Annotated in this window: 22 protein-coding genes; 18 read left to right on the top strand and 4 right to left on the bottom strand. The window is 47.4% G+C overall.

The genetic code is table 11. The features are described 5' to 3' along the window. The first annotated feature begins 87 nt into the window (after positions 1–87). The 8 genes from AC4EHJ_RS13630 (at position 88) to AC4EHJ_RS13595 (ending at position 6,086) form a co-directional block, all read left to right on the top strand. Positions 88–834 carry a gluconate 2-dehydrogenase subunit 3 family protein gene (locus AC4EHJ_RS13630; protein WP_490976172.1) on the top strand — a complete coding sequence of 249 codons (747 nt, stop codon included), beginning with the start codon at positions 88–90 and terminating at the stop codon, positions 832–834. A gap of 18 nt (positions 835–852) precedes the next feature. Beyond that, positions 853–2,562, top strand: coding sequence for a GMC family oxidoreductase (locus AC4EHJ_RS13625; protein ID WP_490976171.1), 1,710 nt, complete (start codon positions 853–855; stop codon positions 2,560–2,562). 19 nt (positions 2,563–2,581) lie between these two features. Continuing rightward, positions 2,582–2,788, top strand: coding sequence for a twin-arginine translocase TatA/TatE family subunit (gene tatA / locus AC4EHJ_RS13620; protein WP_490976170.1), 207 nt, complete (start codon positions 2,582–2,584; stop codon positions 2,786–2,788). A 10-nt stretch (positions 2,789–2,798) separates the two neighbouring features. After that, positions 2,799–3,665 (top strand): twin-arginine translocase subunit TatC, encoded by an 867-nt coding sequence (gene tatC, locus AC4EHJ_RS13615; protein ID WP_490976169.1) that lies wholly within the window; start codon positions 2,799–2,801, stop codon positions 3,663–3,665. Between the two features lie 183 nt (positions 3,666–3,848). Beyond that, positions 3,849–4,322: a GNAT family N-acetyltransferase gene (locus AC4EHJ_RS13610; RefSeq protein ID WP_490976168.1), complete on the top strand. Its 474-nt coding sequence runs from the start codon at positions 3,849–3,851 to the stop codon at positions 4,320–4,322. 96 nt (positions 4,323–4,418) lie between these two features. Next, positions 4,419–4,844, top strand: coding sequence for an NUDIX hydrolase (locus AC4EHJ_RS13605; RefSeq protein ID WP_490976167.1), 426 nt, complete (start codon positions 4,419–4,421; stop codon positions 4,842–4,844). Between the two features lie 52 nt (positions 4,845–4,896). Next, a complete protein-coding gene (locus tag AC4EHJ_RS13600; RefSeq protein ID WP_490976166.1) occupies positions 4,897–5,064 on the top strand; it encodes a hypothetical protein in 168 nt (55 codons plus the stop codon). Between the two features lie 68 nt (positions 5,065–5,132). Continuing rightward, positions 5,133–6,086: a magnesium transporter CorA family protein gene (locus AC4EHJ_RS13595; protein ID WP_490976165.1), complete on the top strand. Its 954-nt coding sequence runs from the start codon at positions 5,133–5,135 to the stop codon at positions 6,084–6,086. A 7-nt stretch (positions 6,087–6,093) separates the two neighbouring features. On the opposite strand, the gene AC4EHJ_RS13590 is transcribed toward AC4EHJ_RS13595, so the two are convergent. Further along, positions 6,094–6,402 carry a hypothetical protein gene (locus AC4EHJ_RS13590; protein WP_490976363.1) on the bottom strand — a complete coding sequence of 103 codons (309 nt, stop codon included), beginning with the start codon at positions 6,400–6,402 and terminating at the stop codon, positions 6,094–6,096. Between the two features lie 447 nt (positions 6,403–6,849). On the opposite strand from AC4EHJ_RS13590, the gene abc-f reads away from it, so the two are divergent. Both abc-f and AC4EHJ_RS13580 read left to right on the top strand, forming a co-directional pair. Beyond that, positions 6,850–8,484, top strand: a complete 1,635-nt coding sequence (gene abc-f / locus AC4EHJ_RS13585) for a ribosomal protection-like ABC-F family protein (RefSeq protein ID WP_490976164.1) — start codon at positions 6,850–6,852, stop codon at positions 8,482–8,484. 84 nt (positions 8,485–8,568) lie between these two features. Then, positions 8,569–9,327 (top strand): STAS domain-containing protein, encoded by a 759-nt coding sequence (locus tag AC4EHJ_RS13580; RefSeq protein ID WP_490976163.1) that lies wholly within the window; start codon positions 8,569–8,571, stop codon positions 9,325–9,327. 98 nt (positions 9,328–9,425) lie between these two features. Here the strand turns inward: AC4EHJ_RS13580 and AC4EHJ_RS13575 are convergent, their stop codons facing one another. Continuing rightward, positions 9,426–9,749, bottom strand: a complete 324-nt coding sequence (locus AC4EHJ_RS13575) for a winged helix-turn-helix transcriptional regulator (protein ID WP_490976162.1) — start codon at positions 9,747–9,749, stop codon at positions 9,426–9,428. A 129-nt stretch (positions 9,750–9,878) separates the two neighbouring features. Between AC4EHJ_RS13575 and AC4EHJ_RS13570 the strand changes: the two genes are divergently transcribed. Beyond that, the gene (locus AC4EHJ_RS13570) at positions 9,879–10,730 is read left to right on the top strand and encodes a VOC family protein (RefSeq protein ID WP_490976161.1); all 852 of its coding nucleotides are present in this window, start codon (positions 9,879–9,881) and stop codon (positions 10,728–10,730) included. Between the two features lie 16 nt (positions 10,731–10,746). Here the strand turns inward: AC4EHJ_RS13570 and AC4EHJ_RS13565 are convergent, their stop codons facing one another. Continuing rightward, a complete protein-coding gene (locus AC4EHJ_RS13565; protein ID WP_490976160.1) occupies positions 10,747–11,031 on the bottom strand; it encodes a hypothetical protein in 285 nt (94 codons plus the stop codon). A 199-nt stretch (positions 11,032–11,230) separates the two neighbouring features. On the opposite strand from AC4EHJ_RS13565, the gene AC4EHJ_RS13560 reads away from it, so the two are divergent. Together AC4EHJ_RS13560 and AC4EHJ_RS13555 are read left to right on the top strand one after the other, a co-directional pair. Further along, entirely contained in the window at positions 11,231–12,058 is an 828-nt protein-coding gene (locus AC4EHJ_RS13560) for a DUF368 domain-containing protein (RefSeq protein ID WP_490976159.1), read from the top strand. A 129-nt stretch (positions 12,059–12,187) separates the two neighbouring features. Further along, the gene (locus tag AC4EHJ_RS13555) at positions 12,188–13,315 is read left to right on the top strand and encodes a CAP domain-containing protein (protein WP_490976158.1); all 1,128 of its coding nucleotides are present in this window, start codon (positions 12,188–12,190) and stop codon (positions 13,313–13,315) included. A gap of 40 nt (positions 13,316–13,355) precedes the next feature. Here the strand turns inward: AC4EHJ_RS13555 and AC4EHJ_RS13550 are convergent, their stop codons facing one another. Beyond that, positions 13,356–14,186, bottom strand: coding sequence for an undecaprenyl-diphosphate phosphatase (locus AC4EHJ_RS13550; protein ID WP_490976157.1), 831 nt, complete (start codon positions 14,184–14,186; stop codon positions 13,356–13,358). A 138-nt stretch (positions 14,187–14,324) separates the two neighbouring features. Here AC4EHJ_RS13550 and AC4EHJ_RS13545 point away from each other — a divergent pair, with 138 nt between their 5' ends. From AC4EHJ_RS13545 to AC4EHJ_RS13525, 5 genes are all read left to right on the top strand, one after another. Further along, complete coding sequence (locus tag AC4EHJ_RS13545) at positions 14,325–15,404, top strand: AI-2E family transporter (RefSeq protein WP_490976156.1); 1,080 nt, start codon at positions 14,325–14,327, stop codon at positions 15,402–15,404. Between the two features lie 217 nt (positions 15,405–15,621). Beyond that, on the top strand, positions 15,622–16,065 hold the full coding sequence (locus tag AC4EHJ_RS13540) for a MarR family winged helix-turn-helix transcriptional regulator (protein WP_490976155.1): 444 nt from the start codon (positions 15,622–15,624) through the stop codon (positions 16,063–16,065). Between the two features lie 3 nt (positions 16,066–16,068). Continuing rightward, the gene (locus AC4EHJ_RS13535; RefSeq protein WP_490976154.1) at positions 16,069–18,696 is read left to right on the top strand and encodes an MMPL family transporter; all 2,628 of its coding nucleotides are present in this window, start codon (positions 16,069–16,071) and stop codon (positions 18,694–18,696) included. Between the two features lie 102 nt (positions 18,697–18,798). After that, positions 18,799–19,251, top strand: a complete 453-nt coding sequence (locus AC4EHJ_RS13530; RefSeq protein ID WP_490976153.1) for a hypothetical protein — start codon at positions 18,799–18,801, stop codon at positions 19,249–19,251. Continuing rightward, positions 19,251–19,706 carry a GNAT family N-acetyltransferase gene (locus tag AC4EHJ_RS13525; protein WP_490976152.1) on the top strand — a complete coding sequence of 152 codons (456 nt, stop codon included), beginning with the start codon at positions 19,251–19,253 and terminating at the stop codon, positions 19,704–19,706. Before AC4EHJ_RS13530 ends, AC4EHJ_RS13525 begins: the two co-directional genes overlap by 1 nt. Positions 19,707–19,845: the final 139 nt, after the last annotated feature.

The raw sequence follows: 19,845 nt of genomic DNA, 5'->3' as shown, positions 1-19,845 counted from the left end.
TTATGTTAATTCCGGTTAATGCTTTACATATGGTTAAATAAGCAATATTCTGAATAGTATATCTACAATCGATAAGGGGGTCTGGAAATGGCAAAAGAACAAAAGAACTATTCTAGGCGTGACTTTTTAAAGACTTCTGGCATTGCAGCCGGCGCTTTGATCGGCGGCGGCATAATCGGAGGGCTGATTGGCGCGAACGTCAATGACACCGCCGCCCCGGGACAAGCGCCAGTGACAGGTGAAGGCGGGGCTGCGGGCGGCGTAAGGGGGTTGATGTTCTTCAAGAATGACACGGAATTTCAAATCCTTGCGCAAGCGACAGAACGTATTTTTCCGGAAGATGATTTAGGTCCAGGCGCAATTGGCTTAGGTGTTCCATATTTTATCGATCGCCAGCTTGCCGGGGCGTACGGAGAAAACTCCAAGGAATACATGCAAGGGCCATTTCTGGAAGGCGAAATGACCCAGGGCTATCAAAGCCGGCTGAAACGGAACGAAATGTTCCGCCAAGGCTTGCAAATTATGCAACAAGAGGCGCAATCGCGTTTCAATGCCAACTTCGTGGACATAGAAGCCGGGCAAATGGATGAAATCTTGACGGCATTCCAGGAAGATGAGATTCAAATGAGCGGCGTCTCCGCGCTGTTCTTTTTCCGCCTCTTGCGGATGGCAACGCTCGAAGGAGCTTATGCCGACCCTATCTATGGTGGGAATCAGAATATGGAAGGCTGGAAGATGAAAGGGTTCCCGGGACATCAGGCAGCCTATATCGATGATATTGAAAGCGAAGATTTCGTCGAGATCGAACCCCATTCACTGGGGATGAAAAATTAAGTTAAAGGGGGGACTGCAATGGTCACAACTTTGGATAAAGTCGATGTGGTCACAGTTGGCGTGGGTTGGACAGGCGGCATCATCGCTGCAGAATGCACCAAGGAAGGCTTGAAAGTAGTAGGCCTTGAACGCGGAAAAGAACGTAGCACAGAAGACTTTTCAATTGTTCACGATGAATTTCGCTATGCTGTGCGCTATGAACTGATGCAGGATCTATCAAAAGAAACTGTCACGTTCCGCAACAACCGCAACCAGCGCGCGCTTCCGATGCGGCAGATGGGGTCTTTCCTGCTGGGCGAGGGGCTTGGCGGTGCAGGAACCCATTGGAATGGGCAAAATTGGCGTTTTCTGCCTTATGATTTCCAGATCAAGACGATGACCGAGCAAAAATATGGCAATAAACTATCAGCTGACTACCTTTTGCAGGATTGGGGCATCACTTACGATGAACTAGAACCTTATTTTGATCGCTTTGAAAAAACGGCTGGCATATCGGGTGAGGACAAAAATCCATTTTGGGGCAAGCGTTCCAGCGAATACCCGACGCCGCCGATGAAAAAGACACCAATTCTGAAAAAGTTTGAGACAGCGTCAACGAATCTTGGATACTCGCCATTCATGATTCCGTCAGCCAACCTTTCAGAGGCGTACGAAAATCCGGATGGACAACAGATTAATGCCTGCCAATACTGCGGTTTCTGCGAACGATTCGGCTGTGAATACGGGGCCAAGTCTTCACCTGAAATCACAGTTGTGCCTGCGGCGCGCGAAACGGGAAATTATGAAATCAAGTTCAACGCGAATGTTGTAGAGGTCATGAAAGAAGGCGATAAAGTCACGGGGGTCCGTTATATTGATACCATCACTTTTGAGGAATTCATCCAACCGGCGGAAGTGGTCGTGTTAACCAGCTACATGCTCAACAATGCCAAATTGCTGATGGTCTCGCAAATTGGCGAGCAATACGACCCCGCCACCGGGAGAGGGACGCTCGGAAAAAACTACGCTTATCAGATTCTTCCAGGAGCGAGTGGATTTTTTGATGAACAGATGAACACGTTCATGGGGGCGGGCGCGCTCGGTATGACCGTCGATGATTTTAACGGAGACAACTTCGATCACAGTGATTTGGATTTCATCCACGGCGCCAGTTTATCCATTACTCAGACTGGAAGCCGGCCGATTCTCTTCAACCCGCTTCCGCCAGACACGCCTTCGTGGGGAGCGGAATTCAAAAAAGCTTCCATCGAAAATTTCACGCGGACATTGGGGGTAGGCGGACAAGGTGCTTCGATGCCGCATAAAGAGAATTACTTGGCTCTAGATGGCACTTATAAAGATATCTACGGAGTTCCGTTGCTGCAGATGACTTATAATTTCACCGACCAGGATCGTGCACTGCATTCCTATTTAACGGAAAAAGCGACCGAAATTATGCAGGAAATGGGCGCGAAAACAGTGGCAGGCGGCAATCCGATATCGGATTACGATATTATTCCTTACCAGACAACGCATAATACCGGAGGCACGATTATGGGAGCCGATCCGGCGAACAGCGTCGTCAATAACTATTTGCAGCATTGGGACATGGAGAATTTATTTGTTGTCGGTGCTGGGAATTTTGCGCATAACGGCGGCTATAACCCGACAGGCACTGTCGGAGCATTGGCATACCGTTGTGCAGAAGGAATCATCAATTACAGTAAAAACGGGGGATCTCTCGTTTAAATGAAGGAGGAAAAGCAATATGGGTGGATTATCTTCAATTGGGGTACCAGGATTGATCATTATTCTGGTCATTGTCCTTATTTTATTTGGGCCGAAAAAGCTGCCGGAAATTGGCGGAGCTGTCGGCAAGACTTTTTCGGAATTCAAACGCTCCACTAAAGGGCTGATGGATGATGACGAAGAGCCTGTAGCGAAGAAAGAAGAGCAAAAATCCGAAAACTTATGAAGGTGGTTAAATGGATCCGTATGGAGAACGCAAATTAATCAGTCCGTTGTCGAAAAAGAATGTGGAACTTGAGAAGCCTCATGAACAAGAGATGCCGACCGTCCAACAGCTTTCCAATGAGCCGCCGCAGAAACCGCCGACTTCAGAACCGCCTCCACAAGAAGACCATGTAGAGTCGCTGATTGACCATTTGGGCGATTTGCGAAAACAGCTGATCAAAAGCCTGCTGGTTTTCGGCTTCTTCCTGATCGTCGTTTTCTCGACGTTGAATTTCTGGTTTCCTTATGTGGTAAAAGGGCATGACCTCGTCATTCTGGGTCCGCTTGAAGTCATCAAGTTCTATACATCGATTTCTTTGACGCTGGCACTCGGCTTGTCGCTTCCATTCCTTTGCCATTTCTTATGGCAGTTTGTCAAACCCGGATTGAAAGAAGAAGAATCGAAATTCATCGGCCTGTATTCTCCGGCAATGTTATTGCTTTTTATACTGGGAGTTGGATTCGGTTATTTTATCGTCAACCCGCTGAGCTATCAATTTTTGGTCGGCCTCGGCGCAGCCAATTTTGCGGTGATGATTTCAGCGAGCGAATACATCCATTTCCTGATCATGACAACAATCCCGCTGGGCCTGTTGTTTGAAATGCCGATTGTGGCGTTGTTCCTGTCATCGATCGGGTTGCTGACGTCAGAATCAATGAAAAAAGTAAGGAGATGGTCGTATCTGGTCCTGGCGATCGTTTCAGCATTGATTACGCCGCCGGACTTTATCAGCCAGCTTTTGGTGCTCATTCCAATGGCGGTGCTATACGAAACGAGCATTTACATCGTTCGGAAAATGGAAGGGCGCAAGGCGAACGTGGAATCTTCCGCCGTTTAATCCGTTGTATGAACATGGGCCTGCACAGAAAATTTTGTGCAGGTTTTTTGTATGGGATTTACTTAGTTTGAACAAAAGGTGAAAAACAAGAAAATTCTGATATTATAGTGGCGCCCATCGATTATTTTCTATACACTGAAAGAGGAACGGCAGCAAGCATAGACCAGGATGAGGAGGAGCGGCATGAAACTTGAATTGAAAGAAGTCACAGATTTAAAATCAGTCGATGTCTCAAAATTGGTGGAAGAAAGTGAAGCGGAAGGGTACCGCTTTTTACGGCGGCTTGTCGACCAATACGAAGACGGGACAAATACATTCAATAAAGAAGGCGAAATCTTATACGGGGCATGGGATCAGCATGGCCACTTAGTGGCAATTGGCGGCATAAACCGGGATCCTTATTCAGATAAAAACGGTGTTGGGCGGCTGCGGCGGTTTTACATTTCGCCGGGGGCGCGCAGGCAAGGGATTGGAACGAAGCTCTTGAAAAAAATCGTCGATCACGCGCGCAGCCATTTCAAGGAAATTGTTGTGAGGACAGATTCGGCGAACGCTGACGCTTTTTACCGGGCCAATGGCTTCTCGGGAGACCTTGGACTTCCGGATGCGACCCACGGTCTTACATTGGATAGCCAATATTCGAAAACAATGCAATGATATGAAAAGCGGCTTGCTAGTAGGAGTCGCTTTTTAGTATGTTAAAGGGAAAAGAAGATCTCTCTAGATCGATAAAGAAGCAACGGAGGAATAATGATGGAAATGTCCAATTGGCAAGGCGCAGCCGGAATATGCGTTAATGATAAAAATGAGGTATTGCTTGTACAGCAGAATATGCCTGAAGACGATGACAGGAAATGGGGCGTCCCTGCAGGCGGGGCAGAACCAGAGGAGAGTTTGAGCGCGTGCTGTGAGCGGGAGTTTTTTGAAGAGACGGGTTTGATTGTCGAAGTGAAAGAGGAATTGACTGTAAAAAAAGGGGAATACGAAAATTCGGCTATATCATTCGAAGTGCATTATTTCCGTGTGGAAGTAACGGGCGGAGAAATCAATGTCGAAGATCCGTTCGGGTTGATATTGGACGTCGCCTGGAAACCTGTCGCTGAGCTGGCTGATGTGAACATGGCTTACCCGGATGACCGGGCTTTAATCGAGGCATTGCTGAAAACTGAAAAGGATTAAAAATGAGCGGAAAGGGTATTTTAAGGCTAACCGAAAGTTGAGGAGGGAGCATATGAAAAAAGGCAAGGAAGAGCATGAAGGGGAAGAACTAATTCCAGAAGTCGAACCGCGCCGCGATATGCCTGAAAAGAAAGAAATAGATCCCATGCCTGACCGTGACTTGGAATACAAAGAAAATTCGAATGAAAAATATAAAGATCAGCAGCCTCGAAAAGAATAAAACAAGCCGTTTTCGGCTTGTTTTTTTCGATAAGAATGGAATTTTGGAGCATCAAAGGGGGAGAGAATATGCCGCAATACAAATTTAAAAACGCGGTATGGCAAGAAGAAGGGGCAATTGGCGACGAGGCTTTCCTAAAATTCCTGCCTGACCATTACAAAATGCATTCGTGGATCAAGGATTCCGAAGATTTAGTGGTGAATATCCTCCACAACGATACAGTTGAACAAGGCCGCGAAGGCATTTGGGGATCGCTCATCTACCGGCAAAGCCAGCATGATAAAGGGGAACTGGATGTATTCCACTTCTATTTGTCGAGGGATATCCTGGTGACGAACCAATTGGATTTTGAGAGAGATGCCGACTTGAACAAAGAAGCCCTGCTGAAACAGATGGAAGCGTCCGCCACCACCATCGAACTGATGATGGTATTACTTGGGCATATGGTCAGCTCCATTCTCCATAAGATCGACCAGTTCGAAGAACGATTACGCAATCTATTGTGGGAAATCAGTGAAAAGAATGAAAGCAAAACTTTGGATAAAATATCGGTTCTGCGGCATGAAATCCTGTTGTGGAAACATCTGATCCAAGGTTTTGCGGAGATCAAAATGGCCATTCCGGAAACATTCGGGCGAGATGTCCATAACGGTATCGAGTTTTATCGCACGTCGCAGGGGATTGAACGCTGCGTCATTTTAGTGAATTCCTATCATGACGAAATTAAGAACATGGTGGACATGGAGAATGTGGTCGCCAACTACCGTGGGAACGAAATCATCAAAACGCTGACGGTTTTAACAACCCTTTTTACCCCGGCGATGGCTTGGGGAGCGATATGGGGCATGAATTTCAGGAATATGCCTGAACTTTATTGGACCTTCGGCTACTTGGTGTCGCTCGTCATCATAGTCGTTTCAACAGGAGCACTCTATCTTTTCTTCAAAAGAAGAGGGTGGACCGGCGATATTTTAAAAGCGAAAAATCCGGAATTGAGTAAGCCGAAAAAAAGCGGGGAATAGCTCCCCACTAATAATGCGCTTTATCTTTTTCAAGCTCTTCCAGAAGCTCGGTATAGCGCTGGAGATCCTGATCTCCGTGTTTTTCAATATAATCAACTACTTGGTTCTTTAAGTCTTTCCGCAGGCGTTCCACAGCAACCAGCTTTTCTTTCATTGACTGGCGCTTCCACAATTCAGCTTCTTTCACATCTTCCATTTTTTCCAGCAAATCAATTTCCGCCAGCAAAACGAGAGCTTCCGTTTTCTTGTCTTCGTATTTCTTCAATGCTTTCTCCACTTTTCGTGTGTTGTTGTCAAAAGCAATTCTTGAATACATGGACACGGTATCCGCCGCCTTTCGCCTTTTATTATCGTTATTTCCCTTGTTGCCCTTATTTTAATCCTTTATCCAGCTGTTTTGAACGAGCTCTGTAAGTAAAAGGTCAAAAGGTAAGGTTATTTTCGACAAAAAATAAAAATTCTGAATAATCGTTGACGGAAAAAACCCTTTCCCTTATGATTAAGGAAATGAAACGAGGGGGTGGGTATGATGATTCGAACTGGTAAGCGCATGACTGAATGTCAGGAATATCTTTACATTCTTCATGGCGTTACTTTCACTAAAAAACATGCACAGGATAAGTCTGTCCTTTTTCAGCTAACTGCATGGAGTGAAAATAACCAGTAAGAGACATCTGCCTGCAATCGGATTTAAGCAAAAGGCATGCGTCCCTGCATGCCTTTTTGTATTGCGCGCGTCTCTTCAACCGAAAGGAAGAGAACGATGATAATTAGCCAATTCCAACAAATCATGTGTCATTTTGCAAATCAGAAATTATTTAATCATATAAAAGGGGAAGTCCCTGAAGGGCAGAGAATCGGCCTTGTCGGACGCAACGGTGAAGGCAAAACCACCTTGCTCAACGTGCTTGCAGGAATCCTCCAGCCCACAGAAGGTGCCGTCACTTGGAAGAAAGGCTGCAGCGTCGGTTTGTTAAAGCAATCACCGGATGAAGAACCGGATTGGACGGTCGAGCAGCTCCTTCAAACGGCGTTTGCCGAATTGTTAAAAACACGGGAACGCTTGGCTGAAATGGAAAAGGGGATGGAAACAGCATCGTTGGAAGAGATGGAGCGCATTTTGGGCAAATACGGCGTATTGCAAGAAGAGTTTATGCTGCATGGCGGCTATGACATCGATATGCGGATCGACCAAGTGCTGAACGGCCTAAAAATCAAGCAATTGAAAAACGAATTATTGAGGCATCTGAGCGGTGGCGAACGGACCAAGGTCGCTTTGGCGAAACTTCTGCTGCAGGAGCCGGATCTACTGCTGCTTGATGAACCGACCAATCACCTTGATCTGGAAGCGATCGAATGGCTCGGCTCGTTCATTGCCCATTACAAAGGGACGATCGTCATGGTTTCCCATGACCGCTATTTCCTGGATGAAGCAGTAACGTGCATTTGGGAGCTGGACCAAGGCGACCTGATCCATTACAAAGGCAATTACTCGGCATACGTCAAAGAACGGGATGCCCGCCTGTTGATCGAGTTCCAGCAATATCAGGACCAGCAGAAAAAAATCAAAAAAATGAAAGAAACCATCAAACGTTTGAAAGAATGGGCAAACCGCGCCAATCCACCAAATGCCGGCATGCACCGGCAGGCGAAAAGCATCGAGAAAGCGTTGGCGCGTATTGAAATGCTGGACCGCCCTGTGTTGTCAAAAAAACAGATGGCGCTCGATTTTCAGATGGCAGAACGAAGCGGCAAAGACGTCGTGCGCTTGGAAGGGGTCTGGAAAGAGTTCGGCGACAGGCTGTTGTTTCAAGAAGTGGATTTGCATGTGCGTTTCGGGGAACGTGTGGCGGTAGTCGGCTCAAACGGCACAGGAAAAACAACGCTGCTGAATATGGTTCTGGGAAGTGAAGAGGCGGATTGCGGAAATATTCTGCTGGGAAGCGGGCTGTCGGTCGGCTACCTATCGCAGCATACGCTCGAAATGGATAATGGGCGTACCGTCATTGAAGAATTCCGTGACGCAGTGGCGGTCTCTGAATATGATGCAAGGCCCATACTCGCTAAATTCCTGTTTTTCGGCAATATGGTATTTCAGCCCGTCCGCCAATTGAGCGGCGGAGAGCGCATGCGCCTCCGTCTTGCACAGCTTATGCACTTGGACCACAATCTATTGATTTTGGATGAGCCGACGAACCATTTGGATTTGGAAGCGAAAGAAGTGATGGAAGAGGCGCTCAGCGGATTTCCAGGAACCATCATCGCGGTTTCGCATGACCGTTATTTCCTGGATAAATTATTCCCAATCACGTATTGGCTCAGCCATCAATCGATCGAGCGCTTTGATGGCAATTATTCATTCGCTAAAGAAAAAAAGAAGGCCGCATCGGTGACATGAAAGTGCCGCAAAAAGTGGCGCATACGCCGGAAGGTATGGGATACTGAATAGAGATGGAAAAAGAGGAATAGGTAAGGTGAATATATGACCGCAATCGGGACAATACCAGACAATATATCTTTGCTGAATGCACTGGATCATATTGGGGAAACGATTATAATCGCTGACGACACTTATACAATACGCTGGATGAATACGGAGGCGCATCGGCTGTTGTCGGGCGTCGTCCCTTTATATGGCATTGAGGATTGCCGAGAATTGATTGGCATGAATATGGACGATTTCCATTTGCAGCCTGGCCGCCAGCGGAAGTTGATGGACGGGCTGACGGAAGGGCATCGTGCCCGCATCAACATCCGCAATGCCGTTGTTACGGACATCGTCATCACTCCGATCAAAGCCAGCGACGAAATTGCCGGATACATCGTCATGCTGATGGACGTAACCACGCAAGCTGAAGAACTAAAACGCAGTGAACAGCTGATCAAAGACCTGTCGATTCCGATTTTGAACATATGGGAGAAGACGATTGCATTGCCGCTGATCGGCGAGTTCGACAGGAACCGTTCCGATGAATTACTGGTGACTGTGCTTATGGAATGTTCCAATAAAAATATTGAGTACGTCCTGCTCGATTTGAGTGGCATTACGGAATTCGAAAACGAAATTCGGTACCAGATTCAGATGATGACTGATAGTTTAAAACTGATTGGAACCCAATGCATCTTAGTGGGAATCAGCCCGAAGCTCGCGATGTCCATTGTCGCACTAGAAAGCGGCACCCCGATCTTCAGCACGGCGCACGCCGGCCTAAAGCACATCATGGAGCAGCAAGCTCTCTGATCCAGGATTTCCATTTAAGGACGCTTAAATCAAAGAAAACTGCTCGAACAAATAATGGGCGAGAAAAAACAGCTTATCCTTTTAGCGGATAAGCTGTTTTATTTTGCGTTAACGGGTTCCACCCATTCCTGCGACCAATCCTGAATGGCATCCATGACCGGTTTTAAGGAAAATCCTTTTTCAGTTAGCTCGTATTCAATCCGGACGGGCGTTTCCGGATAAACTTTTCGTGTGACGACACCGGCTGCTTCAAGGCTTTTCAGGCGCTCAGACAATAGGCGTCCGCTTATACCGATTACTTCGGTCAAGTGGCTGAATCTTTGAGGGCCATTTAATAGTTGGTATATGATCAAGCCTGTCCATCGTTGGCTGAGAAGTGAAATCGCAGATTCGAAACGCGGGCAAATAATAGTTGTATCCATCCTTGTCACCCCTTTCGTTTATAATAACACAATTACCTTGTGGATTAAAGGAATTTAGTTACTTGACACATTAAGGTTCCTAAAATATAATTGGTTACATAAAGTAACTAAATTGGAGGCTATAATATTATGCATTTTCATGAAAAACCTATCACTTATGTAGGGGAAGTCGGTCTGAAGGTTCTTGATCTAAAAGCAATGGTCGAATTCTACCGCGATATTATCGGGTTTGAAGTGCTCGAACATTCAGTGGATTCAGCGGTTCTTGGAGCGGGAGGCAAAAGCTTGTTAAGGCTTGAGGGAGTGGATGGGCTAGAGGAGAAAGACCAGCGCTACGCAGGCCTTTATCATTTTGCCATTCTATTGCCAAGCCGTGAAGACTTGGGTAGAATACTGATTCATCTTCACAATAAAGGCGCACGTTTGGGTTCATCGGACCATTTAGTAAGTGAAGCGTTATATTTAAGTGATCCGGAGGGCAACGGAATTGAAATTTACCGCGATCGCGAACCCGAAGAGTGGGATTGGAACGGCAGTGAAGTGGCGATGACGGTTGATCCGATTGATGCGGCTGGCCTTGTCCAGGCTGCAGAGAGCGCAGGAACGGCTTGGCAAGGCATGCCTGCAGAAACCGTCATGGGCCATATTCATCTTCATGTAGCGGATTTGGCAAAAGCGAAAGATTTTTATGTCAATGCTCTGGAATTTGAAGTGGTGTCATCACTGGGGGGGCAGGCGCTGTTCCTGGCTGACCACAAATACCACCATCACATCGGGCTGAACGTCTGGAACGGCACCGGCATTCCGGCGCTTCCGAGGGAAAAAGCGGGACTAGGCTACTACACACTGGTACTGGCAGACGAAGAAAAGCGGCAGCGCATTGCGGAACGGCTGCGTGCACTTGGCGCAACAGTTGACGAACGCGGCGGATATGTTGAAACTGCCGATCCATCGGGCAATATCATCCGATTGACGATATAGGAAAAGGCTGGCTCTATCAATCAGAGCCAGCCTTTTTTTGCGTAAAAGCCGGATTTTCACAGCTCTTGCCGTTGTTCAGGGAGAAATCGAATTTAAGCATTTCCGGACGCTCACTCGATGAAGCTGAGGATGGCAAGCTGAGTGCCGGATCTGCTGCATGGTTTTGCCGCGTTTCCATATATGCGTACATTCTCTCTTGTTTTTTCAGTTCTTCAAGAGGATTGTCTGAGAAAGATAAAAGGATTAAGCCGAATGCCGCGACGATCAAAGTGATGCCCAGAAGTGAAAGGAAGCCCTTCATAAAGATAACCTCCGCCTTTTTAGAGTTGCTGATAGTAAGGACGCACCATCAGCTACGAGGTTCCCTGTAGAAGCTTAAATTCCAGTTTTGGACATAGAGTGGAGAAAACTGCCGGTTAGTTCCATTTTTAGGGTGAGTTTCTCTTCGACTAACGCTATAATCAAGGAAGGAAACTTTATTTGATAAGGAGATTTGAATAATGGAATGGAAAAATATATACCGCGGCATTTTGATGGGCATCAGTGATTTGATCCCTGGTGTCAGCGGAGGTACAATCGCATTTATACTTGGAATCTATGACCGGTTATTGTCTTCCATCAGCGGATTTTTCAGCCGCGAATGGAAACAGCAATTGGGCTTTCTCGTCCCACTGGGCCTCGGAATCGGCATTACGCTCCTGGCTTTCAGCCGGGTCATCGAATATCTGCTTCACCAGCATTACGAAGCGACCCAGTTCTTTTTCATGGGATTGATCTTAGGAGTCATCCCTTACATCATGAAACAGGCGGAAGTTAAAAAGAATTTCACCCGCCGCCATTTGTTCATTTTGATTGCGATCGGCGCAGCGCTTGCCGCTACTGCCTTTATTCAAACGAATGACAATGTCGAACCGATCACCAGCTTGAGCGTCCCGATTTTCTTCCTGCTGTTTTTCTCCGGCTGGCTTGCCAGCATGGCGATGCTGCTTCCAGGAATCAGCGGCTCGTTCATTCTGTTGCTGCTCGGCGTTTATTCGACCGCCATTAACGCGCTGTCGACGCTTAACATTCCGATCGCCATGGCAATCGGCGCCGGTGTTATTGCCGGATTTATCGTCAGCAGCAAAGCGATTCAGTATTTGCTGGAGCATTTTACATATGTCACGTATGCTGCGATCATCGGCTTGATAGTAGGGTCGTTGTTTGTCGTGTTCCCTGGTTTTTCATCAGATCCCGGCACACTTGCGCTAAGCGCCGCCACTTTCACGGCCGGCTTGGTCTTCACGTTGTTGTTCAGCTCACCTAAAAAAACCACTATCACAGATTAATGACTTGCTGCTGCAGCCCTTGGAAAATCCTTTTGCCGATAACGTAAAAGGGTTTTTCTGTATCGAAAAAGCTTAATGCTTTCTGGAAATCGCGTTTCCATTTAAACTGAAGAAAAAGGGGGGATATGCTTGCGGAAATTATTTTGGCTGCTGATTCTGCTAGTGCTTGTTTTTATGGCGCGGCCCATATGGGAAGACAAAGCAAGTGAATATGTAGACCTTGGTTTTTTGGCGCCGATTGACCGGGCGGTGGATCAGGTCAAAGAGGGTCCGGCGATTGAAAACGCGTTAACTCAGGCTAAACAATTCACGCTACAACTAGGCGGCCAGCTGCAGTCATTTGTCGCAAGCAGTTCCGCGGAAATGCCCATAGCGGTTTCTAAACCGGCTCTTGATGAAACACAATCGCTATTTGCTGTCCACAACGTTACGCTTGGCATGACGAAAGAAGAGGCGCAAGTGAAAGTGGGCCTGCCGCTTCGGTTGATGCGCAATGAATATGGCACTGATTGGCATAGCTACCACCAGGATTATCAAAACTATGTATTGCTTTCATATGACCAGGAAGGCAAAGTGAACGGCATGTTCACCAATCAGGCGCTCATTTCCTCTACGAGGGGGATAACGATGCAGTCGAAAAGAGCTGAAGTTCGATCGGCACTTGGCATTCCGCTTAAAAGCCTGCAAAAAGGGAACGTCCAGTACATTCTGGATACACGGGAAGAATACGACGTTTTTAAAATCGACTCCATCTATATCACTGTATTCTACGATATTCATGAAGAGAATACAGTGACGGCTATCCAAGTGATCGACGGCGGACTTGAAGAAAACCGTCCACAGATTTATGCGGAGCCGAACGATGAAGTGCGTGAAGGATATGAATATCTGTTATTTGAGTTGACAAACTCGGCGCGCATCCAGCGAGAGCTGCCGCTCTTGAAATGGGATGAGGCGGCGAAAGAAACTGCACGCAAACATAGCGAAGACATGGCCGACAATAAATACTTCAGCCACACGAATTTGGAAGGCAAGTCGCCATTCGATCGCATGGGCGATGACGGAATCACATTCTTTGTTGCAGGCGAAAATTTAGCATATGGGCAGTATAGCAGTATCTTTGCGCATGAAGGACTGATGAATTCGCTGGGACACCGGGAAAACATCGTCAAACGGGATTTCGGCTATCTTGGAGTCGGAGCAGCATTCAACTCAGACAAGCAGCCGTATTTTACAGCCAACTTCTTTAATCGATAAAAAAGCACGGCCATCATTCCAGATGGCCGTGCTTTTTTCATCAGTTCAATACGAGCCATGCCAAGATGACAAGCGGCCCTACGATAAAGCAATAAAGTGCAAAATACTTCAATTGCCCTTTGGCCATAATATTCATGAACCACTTTAAAGAAAAATAGGAAGCGACAAGCGATCCTAAAAACGCCATTATGTATGGTACAGCCATTTGGCTGAGATTTGGATCGTTGACAATGTCGCTGATGCTTAGGACAGCGCCGCCAAGGCTGATCGGGATGAACAGCAAAAACGAGAAGCGCAATGCGGTTTCCTGGTTGATGCCGCGGGCCATGGCCGCAACGATGGTCGCACCGCTGCGGCTGATGCCGGGGATGAGCGCAACAGCCTGCGCACCCCCAATAATCAAAGCGTCTTTTACAGACAAGCTTCCATCTTTCCGCTTCCCCCGCATATTGCGGATCAGCCAGAGCCCTACTCCGGTGATGACCAAAGTTGTTCCGACCGTCGCGACGGATGACAGCAATTCATCGATGGCATCCTGGAACAGTAATCCGATGATGGCTGCTGGAATGGTCGCAATAATCAGGTAGAGCAGGAACATAAAATCTCTTTTGTTTTCTTCATTCTTGACCGTGAAATACATGAAGCCGTGGGTGACTAACCGACGGATATCAGTGCTGTAAATGATCAACACAGCTATAAGCGAGGCGCTGTTGACAAGCAACGCGAATGTTGACGTGCTTCCTTCGATTTCTACACCTAAAAAATATTGTGCAATGAGTAAATGCCCGCTGGAGGAAATCGGGATAGGTTCCGTCAGCCCTTGGAATAAACCCAGCAGCAGAAATTTGAGTGTCAGCCATAATTGTTCCATCGAATACCTCCTCCGTTATGGCGATTTTGGAGCCAACTATTCTTGACGTTCATGAGCAATAAAAGTTCGCTCGCTAAAAAGGACGCATTTCGTGATATATTGGGTATACTCAAATGTAAGAAAGGGAGTGAGCTTTTTTTGACTAGTAAACTCTGGTTTCAAGTAGGAATTGGAATTATCCTTGCTTTAGTCATTATTCGATTATTCATAGAGGTCCAAGACTTATTTGATCCATTATTCATCATTGCACAAACTATTTTTGTGCCCTTGCTATTGGGAGGGGTGCTGTTTTATCTGAGCCGTCCGCTTCTCCACTTATTGGAGAAGAAGAAATTTCCCCGCTGGTCTGGGGTTCTCGTCATTCTTCTGTTGATCATCCTGGTGTTTTATCTGCTTTACGCCATGGTAGGCCCGATGGTTTCCAAACAGGTGAATTCACTGGTCGACAACGCACCTGGCATTGCTGCAGATGTTGAAGAATACGGCATGTACTGGTTTAACCAGCGCGATCGCCTGCCGGATTCAATCGAAGAACAGATCAATGGCATGCAAGGGAAAATCGGGGAATGGGCAGGCAATATAGGATCTTGGCTGCTGGCATTCCTGGGAAGTTTCATCTCCGGCGTATTCACGCTTGTGCTGGTCCCGTTCTTCTTGATTTACTTATTGCTCGACCACGATAAATTCGCGCCGTTTATGGCCGGATTTTTCAAAGGCGAACGCAAAACATGGATTCGCAAAACCTTGAGCGATATCGATGCAACGCTGCAAGCCTATATCCAAGGCCAGTTGTTTGTCAGTTTCCTGGTCGGCATCATGCTGTTGATCGGCTACTTGATCATCGGTTTGGAATACGCGCTGCTCCTCGCGCTCATCGGCATGGCAACAAACGTCATCCCGTTCCTTGGGCCATACATCGCGGTCATTCCGGCGATTATCATTGCACTGGTGCAAGAACCGATCATGGCAGTTTATGTGATGATCATCATGCTTATCGCGCAGCAGGTCGAAAGCAACCTGATCACGCCGAAAGTGATGGGCAGTGCGCTTGACGTTCACCCGTTGACAGTCATTACAGTAATTTTGGCTGCAGGGAATATTGCTGGCTTGTGGGGGATCATTCTGGCGATTCCGGTTTACGCCGTTCTGAAAACCATTGCCAAGAACATTTACGCACGCCGCAGAGACATTAGGCATACAGCTACGAAAGAAGTGTAACGCGAAGGTCTCAAGATGGACCTATGTCCATAACATAAGAGGGAGAATCGTTTTTCTTCAAGCCGCCGATAAGCTTTCGGCGGCTTTTTTCTATTCATCAGGACGAAAGAAAACTGAAGTTCGTCGGCTGTGAATTTTTTTGTCCCTCTCGATCTTTTGTCTTGACGTAAAATAGTTTACCCCCTAAACTGTTATTTAGTTGAGGGGGTAAACTATTATGGACACTAGAATTAAAGAAGCGGTGGATTTATTCACGGAAGTAATGGTTTATGGCACCGAACGTGTCATAAAGTCGATTGACGATCCGTTATGGAAAGAATATTCACCTGAACAAATGCAAATGCTCAAACTGATCAACAGGGAGCAGCGGATCACGTCAGGCAGGTTGGCGGTCCTCCAGGCAGTACATAAAAGCGCCATTTCAAGCCGCATCAAAAAGCTGTTGGAAAAAGGGCTGATCCAGATTGTTGAAACGCCGAACCGCAGGGAAAAGGTGCTCGAACTTACCCCGAAAGGCGAAGAGGTGCTGTCGGCATCGGATACCGTGCTGACGAATTACATTGAAAAACTATTCGGCCAACAAATCGATGATGAAGAAATCGACCAGTTCCTGGCGACGTTCCGCAAGCTGAAAGATATTATCAAAACGGATGGAGTGTAAAGGATGCATACAATATTGAAATTGAAATGGCCAATCATGATCGGTCTGATCGTCTTAACGGTGGCTTTGTTCCTGTTGGCGCCGAATTTAACGGAACAGGCGGAACAAGCGGGATCGTTCCAGCTTTCAGAACAAGCCTCTTCCCAGCAGGCAGCGACCATTTTAGCGGAAGCAGGGGCTTCAGCTCAGACAATTTCGCTGGTCATGCCGCTTGAAGGCGAATTGGATGACCTGATGCGTGAAACACTATCGGGTATGGTTGTGAATATCGAAGCGCTTGGCGATCCTGTGACAGGTGTGCTGAATCCGGTTGAAAGCCCGGAACTCGAAGGGCAATTGGTATCGGAAGACGGTAAGACAGTTTTGATGCCGGTAACGGTCGACGGCACGGATGAAGAAGTTAATGCAGTTGCTGCAGATATCCGCGAGTTGATTGTTCCGAAAGGCATGACCGCTTATGTTACCGGTGAAGCCATTATTAATAATGACGTGAACATCAGTGCGCAGGAAGGCTTGAAGCGCACGGAAATCATCACGGTTGTGTTGATCTTCGGCTTATTGCTTGCGGTTTTTCGGTCTATCGTCACCCCGTTTATACCGCTCGTGGCAGTCGGCATCTCTTATCTGCTGAGCCAATCGATTGTGGCGTTCTTCATTGACTGGTTCGGGTTTCCGGTGTCGAATTACACACAGATTTTCCTCGTGGCGATTCTTTTCGGAATCGGGACGGATTATTGCATCCTTCTTTTGAGCCGCTATAAAGAAGAATTATCAGCGGGGCATAGCGTGGAAACATCAATTGTCAATACTTACAAAACTGCCGGCCGTACATTGTTGATCAGCGGAGCAGCTGTATTTATCGGGTTCTTTGCCATCGGTTTTGCGGAATTTCCGATTTTCAAATCTGCTGTTGCAGTAGCAGTTGGGATTTTCGTCCTGCTCATTGTACTGTTCACAGTCGTGCCATTCTTCATGGCTTTGCTCAAGCATAAATTATTCTGGCCGGCAAAAAAATCGGCTTCGCATAAAGACAGTAAATTATGGATCTGGATGGGCAAATTGTCAATCAACCGCCCATTGCTGTCGATGCTTGTTGTAGCAGCCATTACGGTACCGTTATTATTCACATACGACAATGCATTGTCTTTCAATACAGTCGATGAAATCGGTTCAGAATACGAATCGGTCAAAGGCTTGCGCGCCATAGAAAATGGCTTCGGAAAAGGGGATTCCCTGCCGGTTGAAGTGATTATCGAGTCGGATGAAATTTTGGCTGAAGAAGCGATTGTGCCATATTTCGAGTCGCTGAGTTCAGAAATAGAAAAAATTGAAGGCGTTGAGGCGGTCCGGGCAATCACGCGCCCGACCGGAGAGGTTATTGAAGACCTATACGCCGATCAGCAAATCGGCTCCTTGGCGGAAGGCCTGGAAGAAGCGCGGGACGGCTTGGGCGAGGTGGAGTCGGGTCTGGCTGATATCGAAACCAATTTGTCCGGCATCAGTGCGCAAGCGGGAGACGCTAGCGGATTAGGTGAAGCTGCAGCAGGGCTTGGGCAAGTGAACGCTCAGCTGGGCCAAGTTTCACAAGGTCTGCAACAGACAAGCAATATTCCACAGACTGTCGGGGCATTGACGCAAATCAGCGCCGGGCTGGTGCAAGTCCAGCAAGGGCTGTCAGATGCAGCAGGCCAAACGGGCGAACTCGGCTCCGGCTTGACGCAGCTGGCAGATGGAGTCGGTGCTTCGAATGCAGGCTTGCTGCAAATCCAGGATGGCTTAACAGAAGCTGTGGCGATGATGGCGGATATGAGTGAAAGTGAATCTGTCCGCGCTACAGGGCTATTTATCCCGGAAGGCACCTTGGATAATGCTGATTTTGAGCAAGTCTTGGAACGCTATACCTTTGCGGATGGCAATGGCGTTAAAATGGAAGTTATCTTAGCGGATGACCCTTATTCACCGGAAGCCATTGAAACAACGGCTGCAATCAAAGCTGCTGTGGAGCGCAGTATTGTCGATACGCCACTGGAACAAGCAGACATCGCATACGGTGGCATCGCTAGCATCAACAGCGACTTGCAGGATGTATCGTCGAGTGACTTCAGCAAGACTGTGCTCATCATGCTGGTCAGCTTGTTCGTCGTATTGGCGTTGATGTTCCGTTCGCTGATCATGCCGCTTTACATGATCGGTTCATTGCTTTTGACGTATTACACGTCAATCGCGATTGCTGAACTGATCTTCGTCAATGCCCTTGGCTATGACGGCATCAGTTGGGCTGTCCCGTTCTTCGGTTTTGTCATGCTGGTAGCTCTTGGCGTCGACTATTCCATCTTCCTGCTGGACCGTTTCCGTGAAGAGTCGGAAAATGGCATCAGCGTCCGGGAGGCCATGCAAATCTCCATGGCGAAGATGGGGACGGTCATCATCACGGCAGCCATTATCCTCGCCGGGACTTTCGGCGCTATGATGCCTTCAGGCGTCCTCAGCCTTGTCCAGATCGCGACAATCGTCATCACCGGGCTGCTTTTATATGGCTTGATCGTATTGCCGCTTCTGATACCGGCAATTTCGGTTTCATTCGACCGCGGCGTTTGGTGGCCATTCAACATGAAAAATCGTACAAAATAAGAGAGATGCTGCCTTCGGGCGGCATTTTTCTGTTTAATGGGGGAATGGGCCATGCCGTGGTATACTAAAAATATATTGACTAAATGAAACGGGGGTTCCAACGTGCTTACATTTGAAGAAAAACTGAAAATCATTGAATCGTTTCCAGACCTGACACGCAAAGACGTGTCGATGAAACGCGTGAACTTCCATTACGAAGATAGCCTGTACGACAAGAAAATCGTCGTCTACCATCTCCATCCAACCGGCAACGGCTTTGTTTATGTCGGCAACTTGCCGCAATACAAAGCGGACAATAAAGGTTTCGTCAACATCCGCGATTTCTCGGAAAAAGAGCTGCACAGCATTGTCGCTGACTCAATCGATTACCTGTCGCTTGAACCGGAGCCGCCTTACGACAAGGCATGGACAAACCGGGAAAATGAAAAATTGGACCTGGTCTACGAAGAGCCGTTCTGGAATCTTTACACGGGCAAGAACCTCGAGGAAACCTTCGGCACGTTTAGCGATGCAGAAGACTACCTGCTCGAACAAGGGTTCAAAGAACCGAAATAATGGACATCCGGCTGCTCGGAAAAGAAGAGCCGCTGCCAATGGAGTTATTGCTTGAAGCGGATCCTTCAGAAAAATTGGTCCGTTCGTATTGCGCTGAAAGCCGGGTCTACGTCTTGGAAAATAGCGAAGGCGTTACCGGAGCGCTCGTCCTCTTCCCGTTGGAAGACACCGTGATCGAGATCAAAAACATTGCGGTGGCTGAAAATGCTCGCGGCAAAGGGCTTGGAAAAAAATTGATCTTCCATGCTTTAGCAGAATCCAAACGCCTGGGGTTTCGCAAAGCTGTGATCGGCACTGGCAATTCAAGCCTTGGCCAGCTGGTGCTATACCAAAAATGCGGATTCCGGATGGTGTCCATAGACCGCGGATTTTTTCTAAGAAATTACCCGGAGCCGATTGTCGAGAACGGCATCCCATGCGTGGACATGGTCCGGCTTGAATACGAATGGCTTTGAAACTCTTCCGTATATGGAAGGGTTTCTTTTTATGCAAAAAAATAAAAAGAGGCAAGGTATTGATGGCAATGCTGCATCATCAGAAAAAGAAGAATTAGCTTTATTAAAATAAAACTTGCGCTTTAAAGTAATTTAAATT

The organism is Planococcus sp. TJ-301, assembly GCF_058268475.1.
Note: the sequence above shows the minus strand (reverse complement) of the source record. Positions and strands in the feature narration are given on the sequence as shown.

Coding starts and splice junctions, on each gene's coding strand:
- AC4EHJ_RS13630 (WP_490976172.1), top strand. CDS start 88: ATGGCAAAAGAACAAAAGAACTATTCTAGGCGTGACTTTTTAAAGACT.
- AC4EHJ_RS13625 (WP_490976171.1), top strand. CDS start 853: ATGGTCACAACTTTGGATAAAGTCGATGTGGTCACAGTTGGCGTGGGT.
- tatA (WP_490976170.1), top strand. CDS start 2,582: ATGGGTGGATTATCTTCAATTGGGGTACCAGGATTGATCATTATTCTG.
- tatC (WP_490976169.1), top strand. CDS start 2,799: ATGGATCCGTATGGAGAACGCAAATTAATCAGTCCGTTGTCGAAAAAG.
- AC4EHJ_RS13610 (WP_490976168.1), top strand. CDS start 3,849: ATGAAACTTGAATTGAAAGAAGTCACAGATTTAAAATCAGTCGATGTC.
- AC4EHJ_RS13605 (WP_490976167.1), top strand. CDS start 4,419: ATGGAAATGTCCAATTGGCAAGGCGCAGCCGGAATATGCGTTAATGAT.
- AC4EHJ_RS13600 (WP_490976166.1), top strand. CDS start 4,897: ATGAAAAAAGGCAAGGAAGAGCATGAAGGGGAAGAACTAATTCCAGAA.
- AC4EHJ_RS13595 (WP_490976165.1), top strand. CDS start 5,133: ATGCCGCAATACAAATTTAAAAACGCGGTATGGCAAGAAGAAGGGGCA.
- AC4EHJ_RS13590 (WP_490976363.1), bottom strand. CDS start 6,402: ATGTATTCAAGAATTGCTTTTGACAACAACACACGAAAAGTGGAGAAA.
- abc-f (WP_490976164.1), top strand. CDS start 6,850: ATGATAATTAGCCAATTCCAACAAATCATGTGTCATTTTGCAAATCAG.
- AC4EHJ_RS13580 (WP_490976163.1), top strand. CDS start 8,569: ATGACCGCAATCGGGACAATACCAGACAATATATCTTTGCTGAATGCA.
- AC4EHJ_RS13575 (WP_490976162.1), bottom strand. CDS start 9,749: ATGGATACAACTATTATTTGCCCGCGTTTCGAATCTGCGATTTCACTT.
- AC4EHJ_RS13570 (WP_490976161.1), top strand. CDS start 9,879: ATGCATTTTCATGAAAAACCTATCACTTATGTAGGGGAAGTCGGTCTG.
- AC4EHJ_RS13565 (WP_490976160.1), bottom strand. CDS start 11,031: ATGAAGGGCTTCCTTTCACTTCTGGGCATCACTTTGATCGTCGCGGCA.
- AC4EHJ_RS13560 (WP_490976159.1), top strand. CDS start 11,231: ATGGAATGGAAAAATATATACCGCGGCATTTTGATGGGCATCAGTGAT.
- AC4EHJ_RS13550 (WP_490976157.1), bottom strand. CDS start 14,186: ATGGAACAATTATGGCTGACACTCAAATTTCTGCTGCTGGGTTTATTC.
- AC4EHJ_RS13540 (WP_490976155.1), top strand. CDS start 15,622: ATGGACACTAGAATTAAAGAAGCGGTGGATTTATTCACGGAAGTAATG.
- AC4EHJ_RS13535 (WP_490976154.1), top strand. CDS start 16,069: ATGCATACAATATTGAAATTGAAATGGCCAATCATGATCGGTCTGATC.
- AC4EHJ_RS13525 (WP_490976152.1), top strand. CDS start 19,251: ATGGACATCCGGCTGCTCGGAAAAGAAGAGCCGCTGCCAATGGAGTTA.